Annotated in this window: 17 protein-coding genes; 10 read left to right on the top strand and 7 right to left on the bottom strand. The window is 62.1% G+C overall.

Features of this window, described 5'->3' with window-relative positions:
- The coding region (locus BP846_RS07820) for a transposase (protein WP_292394134.1) at window positions 1-545 on the bottom strand (545 nt) is incomplete at its 3' end.
- Window positions 546-900: 355 nt separating this feature from the next.
- Between BP846_RS07820 and BP846_RS07825 the strand changes: the two genes are divergently transcribed.
- The 9 genes from BP846_RS07825 to BP846_RS07865 all read left to right on the top strand — a co-directional run bounded on the left by BP846_RS07825 (window position 901) and on the right by BP846_RS07865 (window position 8,337).
- Window positions 901-1,359, top strand: coding sequence for a 30S ribosomal protein S15 (locus BP846_RS07825; RefSeq protein WP_292394136.1), 459 nt, complete (start codon window positions 901-903; stop codon window positions 1,357-1,359).
- Window positions 1,360-1,365: 6 nt separating this feature from the next.
- On the top strand, window positions 1,366-2,583 hold the full coding sequence (locus tag BP846_RS07830) for a DHHA1 domain-containing protein (RefSeq protein ID WP_292394138.1): 1,218 nt from the start codon (window positions 1,366-1,368) through the stop codon (window positions 2,581-2,583).
- Window positions 2,580-2,843: a KEOPS complex subunit Pcc1 gene (locus tag BP846_RS07835; protein ID WP_292394140.1), complete on the top strand. Its 264-nt coding sequence runs from the start codon at window positions 2,580-2,582 to the stop codon at window positions 2,841-2,843. The genes BP846_RS07830 and BP846_RS07835 overlap by 4 nt, the downstream gene beginning before the upstream one ends.
- A 23-nt stretch (window positions 2,844-2,866) precedes the next feature.
- Window positions 2,867-3,460, top strand: a complete 594-nt coding sequence (locus BP846_RS07840) for a 30S ribosomal protein S3ae (protein WP_292394143.1) — start codon at window positions 2,867-2,869, stop codon at window positions 3,458-3,460.
- 90 nt (window positions 3,461-3,550) lie between these two features.
- Window positions 3,551-4,024 carry a hypothetical protein gene (locus BP846_RS07845; protein WP_292394145.1) on the top strand — a complete coding sequence of 158 codons (474 nt, stop codon included), beginning with the start codon at window positions 3,551-3,553 and terminating at the stop codon, window positions 4,022-4,024.
- Window positions 4,025-4,083: 59 nt separating this feature from the next.
- Window positions 4,084-5,319, top strand: coding sequence for a 2,3-bisphosphoglycerate-independent phosphoglycerate mutase (locus BP846_RS07850; RefSeq protein WP_292394147.1), 1,236 nt, complete (start codon window positions 4,084-4,086; stop codon window positions 5,317-5,319).
- Window positions 5,320-5,335: 16 nt separating this feature from the next.
- Entirely contained in the window at window positions 5,336-6,184 is an 849-nt protein-coding gene (locus tag BP846_RS07855; protein ID WP_292394149.1) for a polymer-forming cytoskeletal protein, read from the top strand.
- The gene (locus BP846_RS07860) at window positions 6,181-7,020 is read left to right on the top strand and encodes a hypothetical protein (RefSeq protein ID WP_292394151.1); all 840 of its coding nucleotides are present in this window, start codon (window positions 6,181-6,183) and stop codon (window positions 7,018-7,020) included. The genes BP846_RS07855 and BP846_RS07860 overlap by 4 nt, the downstream gene beginning before the upstream one ends.
- Window positions 7,021-7,143: 123 nt before the next feature.
- Window positions 7,144-8,337, top strand: a complete 1,194-nt coding sequence (locus BP846_RS07865; RefSeq protein WP_292394153.1) for an MFS transporter — start codon at window positions 7,144-7,146, stop codon at window positions 8,335-8,337.
- Window positions 8,338-8,473: 136 nt separating this feature from the next.
- On the opposite strand, the gene BP846_RS07870 is transcribed toward BP846_RS07865, so the two are convergent.
- Genes BP846_RS07870 through BP846_RS07880 form a run of 3 tightly spaced genes read right to left on the bottom strand, consistent with a single transcriptional unit; the run spans window position 8,474 to window position 11,785 of the window.
- Complete coding sequence (locus BP846_RS07870; RefSeq protein ID WP_292394154.1) at window positions 8,474-10,483, bottom strand: DEAD/DEAH box helicase; 2,010 nt, start codon at window positions 10,481-10,483, stop codon at window positions 8,474-8,476.
- The gene (locus BP846_RS07875; protein ID WP_292394156.1) at window positions 10,480-11,289 is read right to left on the bottom strand and encodes a winged helix-turn-helix transcriptional regulator; all 810 of its coding nucleotides are present in this window, start codon (window positions 11,287-11,289) and stop codon (window positions 10,480-10,482) included. Before BP846_RS07875 ends, BP846_RS07870 begins: the two co-directional genes overlap by 4 nt.
- Window positions 11,273-11,785 (bottom strand): ArsR family transcriptional regulator, encoded by a 513-nt coding sequence (locus BP846_RS07880; protein WP_292394158.1) that lies wholly within the window; start codon window positions 11,783-11,785, stop codon window positions 11,273-11,275. Before BP846_RS07880 ends, BP846_RS07875 begins: the two co-directional genes overlap by 17 nt.
- 57 nt (window positions 11,786-11,842) lie before the next feature.
- Between BP846_RS07880 and hypF the strand changes: the two genes are divergently transcribed.
- The gene (gene hypF / locus BP846_RS07885; RefSeq protein WP_292394161.1) at window positions 11,843-14,050 is read left to right on the top strand and encodes a carbamoyltransferase HypF; all 2,208 of its coding nucleotides are present in this window, start codon (window positions 11,843-11,845) and stop codon (window positions 14,048-14,050) included.
- Between the two features lie 397 nt (window positions 14,051-14,447).
- On the opposite strand, the gene BP846_RS07890 is transcribed toward hypF, so the two are convergent.
- From BP846_RS07890 to BP846_RS07900, 3 genes are read right to left on the bottom strand one after another with little or no spacing between them, the layout of a single operon-like run.
- Window positions 14,448-15,659, bottom strand: a complete 1,212-nt coding sequence (locus BP846_RS07890) for an ATP-binding protein (RefSeq protein ID WP_292394163.1) — start codon at window positions 15,657-15,659, stop codon at window positions 14,448-14,450.
- Window positions 15,656-16,141 carry an ATP-binding protein gene (locus BP846_RS07895; RefSeq protein ID WP_292394165.1) on the bottom strand — a complete coding sequence of 162 codons (486 nt, stop codon included), beginning with the start codon at window positions 16,139-16,141 and terminating at the stop codon, window positions 15,656-15,658. Before BP846_RS07895 ends, BP846_RS07890 begins: the two co-directional genes overlap by 4 nt.
- A complete protein-coding gene (locus tag BP846_RS07900) occupies window positions 16,126-16,353 on the bottom strand; it encodes a hypothetical protein (protein ID WP_292394167.1) in 228 nt (75 codons plus the stop codon). Before BP846_RS07900 ends, BP846_RS07895 begins: the two co-directional genes overlap by 16 nt.
- Window positions 16,354-16,800: the final 447 nt, after the last annotated feature.

Consider the following 16,800-nt stretch of genomic DNA (forward strand, 5'->3'; position numbering starts at 1 on the left):
CCGACCGTCTGATCCGGGATCGGGTCGGCGGGTTGCGGGGGCTTCCGCCCGTCCTCGACCACGATACTGAGGAAGTACCGGCCGGTCGATTGGCGGATGACGGTTGTAGACTTCATCGTGCCCACGAAGGTGCGGTGATACTTGACTTTGAGCGAACCGATCTTCGGGAGCTTCACGGTCCCCTGCTTGAAGTCCACAGTGTATGATTGGGGTACCGTGAACGCCTGTTCTGGGGCGTGCTTCTGCTTGAAGGTCGGCGCTTCGGCCCGGCCCTCGAAGAAGTTCGTGAACGCACGGGAGAGATGGATAATCGATTGCTGCAGCGATTGGGCGTTGACCTCTTTCAGCCACGGCAACTCCTCTTTGAGCGCCGGAAGCTGGTTCGTGAGGTCGTATCTGGACAGGCTGATGCCCCCGTCGTGGTACGCCGTGTTCTTGAGGTTGAGGGCCCAGTTGTATACGAACCGGCAGCACCCAAGGTGCTTGGCGATCAGAGTCTTCTGATCCTCGGTCGGATACAGCCGGTACTGGTACCGCCGCAACATACGATAGGGTCATGGTAACTCCCCTCCGGCATAAAGAATACCCGGGCGGTGTGAAAGTGAAGAAGAGGCGCCGCTTTCACCTCCCCCCTTGCGGAGGGAGTCTGCCCGCTCATGCCGCCTTCAACCCCGCAGAGATAAACCCCTACAAATCGTGACGAATTTGGGGATCTCGCGCACCCGCACGATACCCTTAAGATGCCTCCGGGAGAATATGATGCAGCACCATATGTGCTGGCTATGGTAAGTCCGACGTGCTCCCGGAAGCACGGCCCGCAAGGGCTCGGGATTACAGAGATTAGTCAGTCAACGGACTCTTTTCTGGACTTAGCATAGTATATCTAACGGAGGTGTATGAATGGCAAGAATGTACGCTCGGCGCCGCGGAACCAGCAGTTCCATCCGACCCTACCGGAAGGAAGCACCCGAGTGGTCCAACACGGACGTACCGGAGATCAAGAAGATCGTCGTCGATCTCCGCAAAGACGGCATGTCGACCAGTCAGATCGGCCTTGCGCTGCGAGACAAGTATGGCGTCCCTGACGTCAAGCTCGCCACTGGCAAGCGCGTAAACGAGATCCTCCGCGAGGAGGGGCTTGAGTCCGAGATCCCCGAAGATCTTCGGAACCTGATGCAGAAGGCGCTCGGGCTGAGGAAGCACCTTGCGGAGAACAAGAAGGATGTTCACAACGCCCGGCAGCTCCAGATCACCGAGTCCAAGGTGCGCAGGCTGACCAAGTACTACGTCAAGTCCGGACGGATGCCGAAAGGCTGGACTTACAAACCGGAGACTGCGGAGATCCTGCTTACCCGCTGATGATCCATGTCGCTTGACGCCGCTGCTGCTCGCCTGGCCGGCCACCTCATCGAGCAGGAGTTTGTGGAGGTGCTGGCGCACCACGATGCGGACGGCATAGCCGCCGCATCCATCCTCTGCCACGCTATGTTCCGTGAAGGCGGGCAATTCCGGCTGAGGATCCGCTCAAGCATCACCACGGCCGACGTCCCTCACGACGGCAGCGTGCTCCTCTGCGATTTTGGATCAGCACTCTCGGACCTCCCCGACGACGTGATGGTGGTGGACCACCACCTGCCCCACTTCGAGGGCGACTACCACGTCAACCCGCGCCTCGCCGGGATCGACGGCGACCGGAACCTCTCGGCGGCCGGTGCGGCCTACCTCGTCGCCCAGCGCATGGGCGACAACCGGGACCTCGCGGGCCTCGCCCTCCTCGGGATCATAGGAGACGGCCAGGAGAACGAAGGGCCGAACCGGGACATATACAGCGAAGGCATCGCAAACGGGTTCATCGCACCCCGCCGCGGCATCCGCCTTCCTGGGAGGGGGCTCGTCGAGCAGCTCGCGCTCGCCGTCAACCCGTACCTCGCCGGGTTCTCGGGCGTTCCCGACGCCGCCCGGGCACTGGTCGCGCAGGTCACCGACGAGGACGACGTAGACGTCGAGTCCCTCCTCTCCCGGGTCGTGCTCACGGCCGCTCCGACGGCCTCGCACTCCGCACTCTGCGGGATCTGGGGCACCACCTACAGCCTCGGCCGGGAAGTGATCGACGAGGCCGTGAACCTCGCCGCCGTCGTCGACGCCTGCGGCAAGGCCGGATCCGGGGATATCGGCGCATCACTCTGCCTCCGCTCGACGCACGCGCTCAAGGAGGCCTGGGAGATCACCGCCCGTTACCGGCAGGCGGTCGTCGCCGGCATCCGCGGGGCGCGCCGTCTCGACGAGCGCCTCGCCCTCTTTGCGGTGGACGACGGATCCGTGGCAAGCGACGTCGCGGATGCACTCGCAAACGACTTCGTCCAGAACGGCCCTGTATTCGTCATCGGACAGAGAGGGGACCGTTACTCCGTATCGGCACGCTGTCCGCCCGGCATTGACCTCGACCTCGAGGCGCTGATGCGGGGGCTCGCGGAGGCGTGCGGCGGCCAGGGTGGCGGGCACCACCGGAGGGCCGGCGCCCTGATCGGCGCCGACCAGGTGGATCGGTTCAGGCAGGGACTCCTGGAGGCGGTTCCCGCATGATCCGGATCGAGGGCACCATCGAGACGCCGCACAGCCTTCCCGGATGTGTGGCGGCGGCGCTCGAGCCTGACAACCTCACCCTGATCAGGACATACCCGATCGAGGGAGGGGTGCGGGCCGAGATCGACGGGACCAGACTTCGGTCGATCATCGCTTCGATGGACGACTACCTCATGAACCTGGCGATAGCGGAGGACGTATGCACCTGCGCTTCAACGAAACGGCGGAGAACTCCGGAGTGCGTTCAGGCTGAAGAATGATATAATCAGAAAGAAGTGATACCATGGCAAGGAAGAAACAGGTTGGAAGAAGGGTGGAAGGCTGGAAGGCCAAGAAGTGGTACCGTGTCTACGTACCCGACGCCTTCGGCAAAGTTGAGATCGGCGACACCATCTCGGCCGACCCCGCGAACATGGTCGGTCGGGTTATGACCGCAACGCTCGGCGAAGTTGTGCAGGACTACTCAAAGTCCCACATCAAGATGAGGTTTAAGATCAACAACGTGGCCGGTGACGCCGCGTACACCGAGTTCATCGGGCACGAAGTGACCCGGGACTACCTCCGGTCGATGGTCAAGCGGCGGGCATCCCGTATCGACACCATCCACCCGGTCATCAGCAAGGACGGCAAACTCCTGCGGGTGACGGTCGTCTGTCTCACCTTATCAAGGGCCGAGCAGAGCCAGGTCCACGCTGTGCGGCAGGCGATATCGCAGGCCCTGACTGCCCGGGCGGCCGAGAGCGACTTAGAGACACTGGTCAAGGATATCGTCTCCGGCGACATGGCACGGGACGTCTTCAAGGTCGTAAAGACGATCTATCCGATCCGCCGGGTCGAGATAACCAAGTCCAAACTGGAGCAGATCGCGACCGTATAAGGTCGGCTGCTCACCCCAATTTTAACTTATCCGTATCTTCACCAGTCACAGGATCCGTGCGACGGAGACGGCACGAAGGGTATATACCCTATGGCCGGGTTATACCTCCGCCGGAGCGTGCAGGGGGTGAAGATAGTGACGGCCGAAGAGCAACCGGGAGGTGCGCGGCGGGCAAAGCAGACTGTGCTCTGCCCCGGGACCCCGGACGAGCAGCAGAAGGTGGCCCTCTGGATCATCAGGAGGATGCTCGTCCAGTTCCACCGGGAGTGGACCGGCCTCCGTGAGAGGGAGAGCAGCGGGGCCTGGGTTTCCATCGCAAACGCTCTGCTCGACCGATACTCTCACCAACTCTACGATGTCATATGCGACGTGGAGGCGGTCATCAGTGACGACCTTGCCGTGGATATCCGGTGCCTCTCGGCCGACATGATCAAGACGGCCAATATCCTCATCATGATCGACTGCAAGGAGGAGTGCTGCAGGCGGGGTGATGCCCTCGCGAAGGAGGCGCTCCGCCATGCAAAGCGGTGTGTCCCTCTTCAGAGGTCAGCCCACCCCCGGTGACCCGGACCTTCCCCGCCCACCGGGAAGAGTAATCAGGTTCGGGATCTCACCTGTTTTCGATGATTGCTCACAAGGTATTATTCCTGGTGCTGGACGGTATATCCGACCGTCCCTGTGAAGCGCTGAACGGACGGACCCCCCTCGCCGCCGCACGGACCCCGGTCCTCGACCGGATCGCCGCGGAGGGCGTCTGCGGCATCATGGATACCATCGCTCCCGGCATACGCCCCGGCTCCGACACCTCCCACCTCGCACTGCTCGGCTACCCGCCGCAGGAGTACTACACCGGCCGGGGCCCGCTCGAGGCCGAGGGGACCGGCATCCACATGACCGCCGGAATGATAGGGTTCCGGTGCAACTTCGCCACGGTGGGGGGGGATGGCCTCATCACCGACCGCCGGGCCGGGCGGATATCCGGGACCGGACCCCTCTCGGAGGCGATCCGGGAGAGCGTGGACCTCTCACCGCTCGGTCTCGGGTTCAGGTTCGAGTCGGGCGCCGGCCACCGGGCGGCCCTCGCTCTGGTGGGGGAAGGTCTCGGTGATAAGGTCTCCTCAAACGACCCGAAGAAGGAAGGGGTACGGCCGCTCACCATCCGGGCCTGCACCGACGATCCGGCAGACGCAAAGACTGCAGAAGCCTGCAACGAGTTCATCCGCCAGTCCGCAAAGGTTCTCTCCGACCACCCGTTGAACGCCCGGCGGATCGAGGAGGGCCTCCCGGCCGCAAACCTCCTCCTGATCCGGGGCGCCGGGAAGATGGGCGCGTTCCCGCAGTTTCAGGAGCGTTACAGTCTCTCCGGGAGCGTCATCTCCGCGGCTACGCTCATATCCGGGATAGGGAAAGTTGTGGGGCTCGAGCATATACCGGTGCCGGGAACGACCGGGTCGGTCGACTCCGACCTGGACGCCAAGGTGAAGGCAACGCTCGGGGAACTCGACCGAAAAGACTTCGTGCTGATGAACATCAAGGGCGCGGACGAGGCCGGCCACGATGGAAAAGGGATCCAGAAGCGGGACTTCATCGAGGTGATCGACGCGGCGCTCGAGCCGCTGCTCGGTCTCGAGGATACCCTGCTCGTCGTCTGCGCCGACCACAGCACCCCCTGTTCGATCAAAGACCACAGCGCCGACCCGGTGCCGGTCGTCATCAGGGGCCCCGGGGTCAGGGTGGACCGGACGGTCCGGTTCGACGAGGTCTCGTGTGCGGAGGGCGGCCTCAACCGTATCCGCGGCTGCGATCTCATGCCGATCGTCCTCGATCTAATTAATAAGAGTCATAAGTATGGCGCATGAAGATCATACCAGGTAAATGGAACCGACAGGAGACCACGACTGGATCAGGGCCTGCACCCTCCCGGACCATACCGAACTCCAGGAGAGGACGCTCAAGACCGGGCAGGATATTGTCATCGGTGAACGGTGCCGGATAGATTACGGCCTCTCGGGAAACGATGTCGTGGTCTGCGAGTTCAGCAGGATCAACGGCAACATCACTGCGGGCGGAGACGTCCGGATAGACAACTGGTGCGAGGTCGCTGGCGATGTCGTCGTGGAGGAGGACGCCTACCTCGGCGAGGGGGTGAAGATCCAGGGGAAACTCGTCGTCAAAGGCGACCTCGATATCGGGGACAACGTCCAGATCGAGCGTGGATTTGAGGCGAAGGGCTGGATCTCCATCCGCAACCCGATGCCGGTCATCATCTATATCATGATGTACCTGGTGGCCGTCCTCGGGATAGAGAAGGAGGATGAACTGGACGCTGTCCTCCAGAAACTCTTCAACGATGAGGAGGCCCCCGCCGCCACACCGTTGATGATCCCGGCCGGCGCCGTCCTCAATATGCAGACCTTCTCGGTCCCGGAGAGGATGACCGTCGGGGCGGGGTGCCGGCTGCACGGGAACATCCGTGCGGAGTCGATCGCGATCCGGGAGGAGACGACGGTCTTCGGGAGCCTCCACCTGCGGGAAGGCGCGAGCATCGCCAGAGGATCGGTCATCCACGGTGACGTCCAGAGCGACGGCGATGTGACGGTCGAGCAGGAGGTGCATATCCTCGGGGACGTCTCCTGCCGGGGTCTCACCCTGCACGAGGATGCCCGCGTGGATGGGGTCATCCGGGCGCCGGGGGGCCTGAAGATCGAGAGGCGAGAAGTATGAAGGTTGCAGATATCCTTGAGGTCGACGGGTGCCGGATGGTTGAACCGTCGTTTGCGGAACTGACGGAAGACTTCTGTACAGCCCTGCTGCTCCGGGCGAGACCGGACGAGGCCCGGTTGTTGGTCGATGAGGAGGAGGGGCCGCTCGCGCTCGCGCTCCACGACGGTTCGAACGGCTGGCAGGCCATCTCGTTCCTCTTCCGGGACCCGACGCTCGCGGCGATCGAGTGCTTTGAGGCCGTCGGCGGCGAGATCTATCAGGAGAGCCGGGAAGCATGGCTCTCGGCGGTCCGGGAGTACTACAGCCTCGATATCTGCGCAACCGTGCACTCTGCCCTCGAAGACCTGCGTCCCGACCGGGAAGGAAAAATCCGCGACCTCCTCGACGAAGTCTGGGGTGACCGTGCGGGAACCTGCTGCCTCGACTGCTGCTGCGGGTCGGGTGTCGGTACCGCGGCCCTCCGGGCGGGCGGCGTGCGGGCGCTCGCCTACGACAACGACCCAGGCCTTCTCGCGCTCGGGCTTTCCCGGGGCCGCCTTGCGCCGGAAGACACCATGTGCATCGACGCACAGGAGGCTTCCTGCTACATTAAGCCGGTGCCCCTCGGCGCCGTGTTCATGGCCGGGGAGATCTACTCCTATAACGCTTCCCTCTGGGAAGGGATCATCACCGGGCTCCTCGACCTCACCGGCGAAGCGCTGATCACCGTCGGCACAGAGGCCGAGGCGGCCCGGGTAGAAGGGTGGTGCGCCGGGCAGGGGCGGGATGCCGGGGTCTTCGAGAACCGGCGTGACCCCATCTACGACCGGTGGTGCTGCGTCACGCGACGGGTATAACTTCAGCCGGCGGACGACCGGGTCAATATAAGGTCAATCGCTACCAACTATTTTCACCGCATTTGTGAACGATTACCGCAAGACTCATCTTGCGGCTTTGATCCCGAATCAGGTGTATCCTGCATGAATACTGCCAAACGAATTTATAACGTCTTATTTATATCCGTCTTTGCCACCATGCTCGGGCTCGGTGTCGTCAGCCCCCTCCTCCCCATCTACGCGGAGAACCTGGGTGCGACCGGTATCTGGCTCGGCATCATATTCTCAGCCTTCGCGCTCTCACGGTCAGTCTTCATGCCCATCATCGGCCGGATATCGGACCGGCAGGGGAGGAAGTGGATCATCCTCATCGGGATGTTCGTCTACGCGGTCACGTCGCTCGCCTACCTCATCGCCGGCAGTGTCTACTCGCTCACGGTTGTCCGCCTCATTCACGGGCTGGCGTCGGCCATGGTCGTTCCGATAGCCATGGCCTATATCGCGGACCTCTCGGAGAAGGGGAAGGAAGGGAGCCAGATGGGGAACTTCTCCATATCGATGTTCCTTGGCATGGGGGTGGGGCCGCTCCTCGGTGGGTTCCTGAACGACACGCTCGGGATGCCGTCGGTCTTCTACGTCATGGCCGGCCTCTCGGCGTTCGCCACACTCCTCGTCGCCATATCCCTCCCGGAAGCAAAGCCGGGTTCTCTGGCGCTCCCGGACTCCCCGCACGTTCCGATGCGTGCGATCTTCTCGCTGCCGGTCATGCGAGGGGTCATGGTCTTCAGTTTCATCAGCGCCCTCGGCCGCGGGGGCATGATGGTCTTCATCCCGGTCTTTGCTCCCCTGATCGCTTTAAGCCCTTTCGAGGTGGGTATCGTCCTCTCCGCGAACACCTTCCTGATGGCGCTCCTCCAGGTGCCGATAGGGAGGCTCACCGACACCGGGAACAAGGTCGTCCTGATCATCATCGGATCAGCCATAGCAGCGATAGCGCTCGCAGTAATTCCCGTCTCCCGGTCGTTCTGGCCCCTGCTCGTGATCACCTCCATCATAGGCGTCGGGGGCGCCATCCAGCAGCCGTCCCTCATGGCCCTGACGGTCGATGTGGGCCGGACCATCGGGATGGGGACCTCGATGGGTGCCTATAACACGGTCTTTGGCATCGGCATGATCATCGCACCGCTGATGGGGGGTGCGTTCATGGACTTCGTCGGCGTCGAGGCCGTCTTCTACATCGGCGGGGCAATAAGCCTCCTCGGAACCGCGATCTTCGCCATGATGATGCGGAGGAGCGCTCGTGAAGGCGCCAACGGTGAGGCTCCGGGGCCCGGATAGGCCACCTTCTTCTCACGGCCCTCCCGGAGAGATGCAGCCGGCAGCCGTTCAGATGCTCTGGATCGGTATCGGCGACAGACGGCATCGCGGAGCTTGAGATAGTTCCAGGGGTTCGAAAAGAGGGACTCGGGCGCCGTTACGGTGTCTTCTCCTCGGCGCACTCGAGCTCCGCGATGACCTCGGCTGCATCGTCCATCTGCCGGACCAGGTCCTTGATCTCGATCAGGCGCTCGGCGCCGATGAAGTGCTCGGCCATCACCCGGGCCATATCGGTGAGTTCGATACGCCCCGCCCGCCGCCGGACCAGCCCATAATCGAGGAGGGTGGGGAGCGCCGGCTCCAGCGTCCCGACCATTGAGCGGGTCATCCGGATGACCTGCTGCTCGTCGCCGCCACAGACCACAGCGTTCGCTACGAACTCCTCCGAACTCTGCTCCATATCGTACTCGGGAGCGACCTCTTCCATCTCGCCCCGCAGGAGGCCGACGGCGACCTCCTCCTCAGTCTTCCCGGACGTCCGGGAGTACGACCCGCCGGGCTCCGCCATGATGACCACCCGGCCAAGGTCGTGGAAGTCGGGCCGGCCTGCCCGGCCCATCATCTGGTGGAACTCCTGTACGGTGAGCCACTTGATGCCCATAGCAAGGGCATCAAAGATCACCTGAGACGCCGGGAAATCGACGCCGGCGGCAAGCGCCGCCGTGGTCACGACAGCGGCGATCTCCCCGCTGGCAAAGCGCCGCTCCACGTCCCGGCGTTCCTGTGCGGACAGCCCCGCATGGTAGGGAGCGGCGTTCTTGCCGAGGGCGTCAGCGATGACATGGCACCGGGCCCGGGAGTTGGTGAAGACGATCGTCTGGCCCCGGTAACCCTTGGATGACCGCACCTTGTACTCCTCGGCGACCATCTGCTTGATGAACCCGATCTTCTTCGACCGCTCCACGAAGAGGAGGTGGCGCTCCAGGGCGACCGGCCGATCCGCATAGCGGACCAGGTTCGCCCCGAGTTTCTCTGCAAGCAGTCCCGGGACCCCGATCGTGGCCGAGAGGTAGAGGAACTGGGCCTCGGGGGCGACATGCTTGAGCCGGGCGATCAGCCCGTCGAGGCGGTGACCCCGCTCGGGGTCTTCAAGCATCTGGACCTCGTCGATGACGACGGTCCCGATATCCTTCAAGGACCGCCCGGTCCGGAGAGCGTGATCGATCCCCTCGTAGGTCCCCACCACGAGGGGTGCGTTAACGTCCCGGTCCCCTGCCGGGCGGGTCTCGGGGAGGTTGAGGCGGCTCACCCCGGTCTGCAGGGTGACCCGGACAAGGTGGCCGTAGCGGTCGCGGAACCGCTGGTACTTCTGGTTCGCGAGCGCGACCAGTGGGACCAGGAAGAGCATCCTCCCCCGCCCTTCGAGGAAGTTCTTCATACCGGCCATCTCCCCGATGAAGGTCTTGCCGCTCGCCGTGGCGGAGACGACGAGGAGGTGCTGTCCCTCGAGAAGCCCGTCCTGGACGGCGAGCTGCTGGACAGGCATCAGGTAATCGACCCCGGCAGCCTTCGCAAACGCAGGGGGCAGCGGGAGATCGGTGATATGGGCAGTCTTCTGGACCTCGTGCGCCTCCAGCCGGTCAAAAAGGGTCCGCTTCCGGTCGGGATGCTCAGGCCCCACCGATGCCAGAACCCGGTCGAGATCCCGGACCTGGAGGAGGAGTTTCTCCAGGTGGACCAGGACGGAGCCGCCGAATTTGCCCAGGTAGCCGAGTTCCCGGCGCATCTCGCGCTTTGCGCAGTCCATGCAGATCCACTCCCCACCGTACCGGACACCGGTCGCCTTATCGACGGGAACAAACCGGTCCTCGATCTGGCAGAACCGGCAGATGTCGATCCTCGATGACGGGATCTGGAGGTCGGCAAGGAACGACTCAAACTCCGGGCTTTTCGCTGCAAGGTGCACCGAAGACCGGCGCAGCAGTGTGATCAGGTCCCGGGTCGGGGTGGGCTTGAGTTGCTTGCCACGCCTGCGCATCTTGAAGTTCTTGGGCCGCTGGCCCTTCGGTGTCGCGGTCAGGTCGACGAACCCGGAACCCTCGACGCGGCCGCCTTCGACAAACAGCAGTTTATATGTGCCTTTCTGGGGCTGGACAATAACCATCATGGTGCGATCAGGTCGTGGATCGTGTAGGTGAGCCCCACCGTCTCCAGCCGTTTGAGGAAGTCGGTAAACTCCTCATCGACGATGAGTATTGCGCACTCCCGGCCGTGGAACGCCGCCTCGATGACTCCCTCCCGGGACCCGAAGAACATATCCGGCTTGATATCCGCCTTCCTGAGAGCTACGTAGGACTCGAGACCGACAGCGGCCACCATCTCTGCGTCCCGGATGGCGGCCCGCAGGAGATCCGGGCGGACCTGCCGCGACCCGCCCCGCTCCACCCGCGGCACCTTGCAGACATGGATGAGTCCCTCCGCGTGCTCGATGATGCCGTTTAAGTGGGCGACACCGAGATCTTCCCCGGGCTCTGCGTCCATGGTCGCCCGGCCTGTGGCGCTCTGCTCTTGCTTCGTCGCATAGAGCCACCCGTCCTGCATGAAGACACCGACCGTATCCCCCTTCTGGACCCCGTCCCGGGCAATGGCCGTCCAGACAGCCACCTGCTGTATGATGTCCCGGTTGACGTGGCGAGCATAGGACTCGAGCGCCTCGGCGTGCCGCAGAACCCACTCGATCCCGCTCTTTGTCACCTCGTAGCGGCCCCGGCCGTGAGCGGTGACCAGTCCTTCATCCACCATCTCCCGGATATACTCGGAGACAGCCTGGGGTGTCACGCCGAGTTTCCCGGCGATCTCCTGCTGGCGGATGGACGGCTGATGCTCGGCGATCTCCACCAGGATCTGGAACCGGGTGGCCTCCCGTTTGCTGCGCAGGATGATGTAAAGGGGATCTTCAGCGTATTCGGTCAAGCAACACCATTCCCTGCCCTTTCACGTCGAGACCGGGGATCCTTTTCGCCAGCCCCTTGATGAAGGTCGAACTGACCCCGTATTTTCTGGATATATCACCGATCGAGGTGGTCCCGGCCACAATCTCCTGTTCGACCGAGTCCACGATTGAACGGAGCCCTGCGTCGTTTGAGACGGCGATGTGCAGCAGGTCTCCAATGTCTCCCATAGAACACTGGAAACTGGCCCTGAATTTGCTGTATGTCGCCCGGTATTCTTTCGTTGGCTTCTCTCCGGGCTTCGGCATCCGCCACTGTTCTTCGATCAGGTTTCCCTTCCTGAGGATGGAGAGGCACTCGATCACTGTCGAAGCCTCGGCGTGCGTCCCCAGTTCCTCCTCGGTCAACCAGGTCTTGTTTAAGAGTTCATAGATCTTTTTATAATCTGCATTATTGAACGTTATAAGAAGAGGAACCAGTTCTACCGGATCGTTAAGAATTTTAATATGTCCCGTCAATGCGATACCCTATTATTATATCGTTGTATAACTCCATAAATTTTTGCTGATTTTTCGATGCGTACACGTGGCACCATCATCATCCGGGGCATCGTTCAGGGGGTCGGTTTTCGTCCCTTTGTCTACGCTAGGGCCCAGGAATTCGGAATCACCGGGACCGTCAAGAATCTCGGGAGCGAGGTGGAGATCCATGCGTTTGGGGATCGCTTTGAAGAGTTCCTGGCGGCCGTTTCCCGGGGGACGCCATTATCTCATATAGATTCCGTAGAAGTCCAGGATCTGCGCGGCGGCGCACCCGATACGTTTACTATCCTTGAGAGCGGTTCCGGGAACCTCTCGGGGTTCATCCCGGCCGACGTTGCCACCTGTGACGACTGTATCGTCGATATATTTACTCCGGGTGGGCGGTATGAGGGTTACTGGGCCACATCCTGCGTCAACTGCGGCCCCCGGTACAGTATCATCAACACCACTCCCTACGACCGGGAACGCACTTCCATGGCGGTGTTTCCTATGTGTGCTGCCTGCGGGAGCGAGTATACCGACCCGTCGTGCCGGCGCCACCACGCCCAGACGATTGCCTGTGCCGCCTGCGGGCCGCACCTCACCCTGATCCGGGCTGACGGGACGCAGGTCGAGGGCGATCCCGTCCGGGAGGCGGCGGCCCTTCTCGATGCGGGCTCGATCGTCGCCGTCCGGGGGATCGGGGGGTTCCATATCGCCTGCACAGAAGAGGCGGCCGGTGAGCTGAAACGCCGCCTGGGTCGGACGGAGCAGCCCCTCGCGGTGATGGCGACCCCCGAAGAGGTGGAACGGATCGCGATAGTATCAGACGAAGACCGGCGGATCCTCCACTCGCGGGAACGGCCGATCGTGGTGCTCGCAAAGCGGGATTCTGCATCCCTCCGGGGGATCTCGAACCTCCACACCATCGGGTGCATGCTTCCTTACACCGGGCTGCACCACCTCCTCTTTGCACACCTCGCCCATCCGCTCCTCGTGATGACGAGCGCGAACCTGCCGGGCTACCCGATGATCACCGATCTCTCGGTCGCCCTCGACCGGCTCTCAAGGCAGGTGGACTATATCCTCACCCACGACCGCCGGATCATCAACCGGTGCGACGACTCGGTCGTCCGGGACGGCTACATCATACGCTTATCAAGGGGCCTCGCCCCGAAACGGACGGCGATCGACCTTGGTGATGCGTGCATCCTCGGCGTCGGCCCGGAGTTGAACGCGAATATCTCTGTATACCGTAACGGGTTCTGCATCACATCGCCCCATGTGGGAAACGTCAGAAACCCCCAGACCCTCGCCTACCTGCAGGAGACGGTGGAGAAGATCGGGGGGCTTGTCGGCGCACGATACGACCGGGTTGTCCACGACCTCCACCCGCAGTTCCTCTCGACCCGCTACGCCCACGAGGTTGCGGAAGCGGCCGGGGCGGAACTCCTCGCCGTCCAGCATCACCGGGCGCATATCGCCGCCACGACCCGGGAGGAGTGCGTCGGGATCGCGATCGACGGTGTGGGCTACGGCGACGACGGGACAATCTGGGGCGGTGAGGTCTTTGCCGGGAAGGTCCCCCACCTCGACCGGGTCGCCCATCTCGAGGTTGTCCCGATGCCGGGCGGCGACCTCGCCACACGGTTCCCGGAGCGGATGCTGTACGGGATCCTGCCGACATCGGGGGTCCGAGACCTCTTAGCGTCGAGAGGGTGGAGCGATATCGAACTCGCAGTCCTCACCCGGCAGGTGGAGCGGGGGTTAAACGTCGCCGCCACATCGAGCACCGGCCGGGTGCTGGACGCCGCCGCAGCCCTCCTCGGTATCTGCCGGGAGCGGACCTATGACGGCGAGCCGGCGATGAAACTTGAGTCGGCGGCATGCGCCGGGAGGGCGGCGGCCTGGGACCTTGAATTCTCGCGCGATGGAGGGCGCGAGGTCTTCTCGACCCGGTCGCTCCTTGCGGAGGCGTACCGGCGGATGGCCGCCGGGGAGCGGCGGGCGGACATCGCCGCGTCGTTCCAGTACAACCTTGCCCGGGGGGTCGCTGCGATGGCCGTCCGGGCGGCACAGGAGCGGGGGATCCCCCGGGTGGCGCTCTCGGGCGGGGTGGCGTATAACCGGGCGATCCGGGAGACGATCGTCGGTGAGGTTCGCGCCGCCGGACTTGAGGTGGTTGTGAACCGGGAGTATCCGCTCGGGGACGGGTGCATCAGCTTCGGGCAGGTGGTGTACGGGGGGAGCGTGGGGGAGTAGGGCGACGACCGGGTCGATCAGGTTTGTCTGGAGGTTCTACCGGCGATCTGCTCGGGCAGCGCCTTCGGCGGGTCATGCGGCAACTGCGGGAACCGATCCTGCAGTATCTGCAGGCCGGGTCGCGGGCGGCAAGGTGGTCGTTGTTGTCCGGCCCTTTGGGACCGCGGTATCCTTCTGCAATCTTTCGCCAATCCCAGGATTACAGTATCAACGCAAAACAGGTTATTTCGCGATCCCGGTCCAAATATTTGGCGCCGATTCGACAATCTTCATCCAATCTTCGTCCAATCCCGGGTTTACAGTATCAACGCAAAGCCACTTATTTCGCAATTTGAGTCCAAACATTTGGCATCACTTCGACAATCTTCGACAATCATCCCCCCAACCAGATCCCCAATCATGCCTTCTCCGGGGTTGAGGGGGTGAGCACCCATTTCGCGCTCCTTGTCTTCCCGATAGTCGTGATCGTTCCCTCTATCCGCATCTCCTGGAGCAGATCCTTAATGAAACGGCGTCTTTGATTCTCATTCAGAGCATCGGAAACCTTGTCCAGCAGCAGGTCTTCAATATCTGCTCTCTCCGCCTCATGATAGGTCTTGAGATACGCTACCACCATATCCTTGAAGTATGCCCTGTCAAACGACCGCTTCCTGATATAATCGGCCCGTGTATCGGTCTCGGCCGCAACACTCTCCGAAACATAGAGATTCGGATGCCGCCCCTCAATGAGTTTCTTCTTCCGGAGAACAGTCCGCTCCTCCGGCGTGATGGAATAACCCTTCTGTACCTTATCAAGGGCGATCACATCCATCAGCGTCAGATCTTTTCGCTTGATCAACATACGGGTGTAGCGCTCATCGATCACCCGGCCGGGAATCGTGACCCGCACCACACCCTCCTCGTTGAGATCGTAATCCGGCATCGGAAAATTGCGATCCCGTTGTACCCGAAACATGCGCTTGATCCCGCTGCCGATGGTGTCGATCATCTTCAACTCGACCATTGCACCGGCAAGGAAGGGGTTTCGATACCGGTCAGGCGGCATATCGCGCTCGATCACATTCCGGACGCTCCCCGGTATAAAATCTCCTCGATTGGTAAACATCAGGGAACCCGGCCTCTCGGTCACGGTGATACGGGCAGACTGCTGGTAGTCCTGGTGGGCGATGCAGTTGTGCAACGCCTCACGGATCACCCAGGGATCATACTGCGTCACCTCAAGAGGGAACAGTGTCTCCCCCGGGATGTAGCGGACTGTGAGGTTTCGGACCTTGCTAAAAACCCTGTCGACGGCGAGGATCAGCGGCGGCCCGAAATGGGCATAGTCGATCTCCACCTCGCCCTGGTCCCTGAGAACCCAGGTGATGTGTGCAATTGCGGGTGAGAGGAGGGACGCTGCCTCACTCTTTCCAAGGAGAAGGACTGCAGTATTCGTAATCCGACCCTGGTTACATACCTTCGCCTTCGTAAGGAAAGTAAGATCATCCCACTCATCAACCTCTTTCGCACGATCTGGGTGTTTCCCATCGTATCTCGTTTTGTATTTTCCCCGCGCAAAGGCAATCGCCTCAGGATCGAGATCCGCAAGTGTGGCACCCTCACAGATCATCGCCGACCAGTCATCCTGAGGAGCCTGCCTGCGTATCTCTTCAATCTCATGGAGAGCAAGGGTCCGAGAGACTCGTGGATACGGCCATATGCAGCGCCATTCCATGTGGTCGGAACGCCGCGTGGAGCCGGAGGGATCTCAAACATCACCACTCGCTTCTCATCGACCGCAAGGTTGTGGACGGCGACAAACGTTATACGATGGTTCGTATGCTGCGCAATCTCCTCTTTGAGACGATCGAGACCGGGCGGGGTAAGACGGTAATTTGATCCGACAATCTTTCTGGGCAGTTTGTCGGTGACGCCGAAGATCAGCCAGCCCGCCGGTTTACCATGCAGGTTGGCTTCATTGCTCAGTGCTGAGAAGTATTTTCCGATTTTATCGAAGCCGTAATCGTTTTTTGCTTCCTTAAACTCGATGCATTCAGTTTCCTCCGGAAGTTCCATCATCTCCCGTAGTTGAACAATCAGATCCCCAGACATCGCCCTCTCCTCCCGATCGCCCTGTCCGCATGAATGATTGGGTCAGCTCCTCCTTTAAGCCTCTCCTGCGTCTCCCTCACCGCCGCCGGGACCGCCCGGTGCCGGGCGAGCCGTTTCACCGGGTCGCCGCTCTCCTCCACCGGCGGTTCCGGGCTCTTAACGCCCGTATTGCAGTTGTTCCCGTCCACACGACCGTTACCAACGGTCCACATCTACGAATAGGTCCACTATGGGCGTCAAATATCTATAGGTGACCCCGGATAGCGATAAATTCCTGGATTGAAGCTTCCGGAGGGTTGTGATGGTTGTTCCTGACGAGAAACGGGAAAAAACCCCGGGCCTCTGCTGCACTCATCGTCCGGCCTGAAGCGTCATCCCGGCACGTCTTTCCCGACAGGGTGCCGGGCAGTTTCTTCCTCCCGGCACGGGCATGGCCCGGGACAGCCCTGAACAGAATCGTTCCAGGAGAAGTTAGCGCGAAAACCGGGGGTTACCGGCAACATCCAGAGAATTGGGTTGGCCGGTTCGTCGAAGACAAAGGGTTAGCCGAAGAGGGCGCCGGGATCGGCAGGCAGCGCGCACAGGTGGGGGCGGTGGGAGTGGGGCAAGGCCGGCAGATCGGCGGGGCTCCCCGGTGCCCCATTCTGGCGAAAAGTCAT

It is taken from the genome of Methanoculleus sp. UBA303 (assembly GCA_002501655.1).
Lineage (GTDB): Archaea > Halobacteriota > Methanomicrobia > Methanomicrobiales > Methanoculleaceae > Methanoculleus.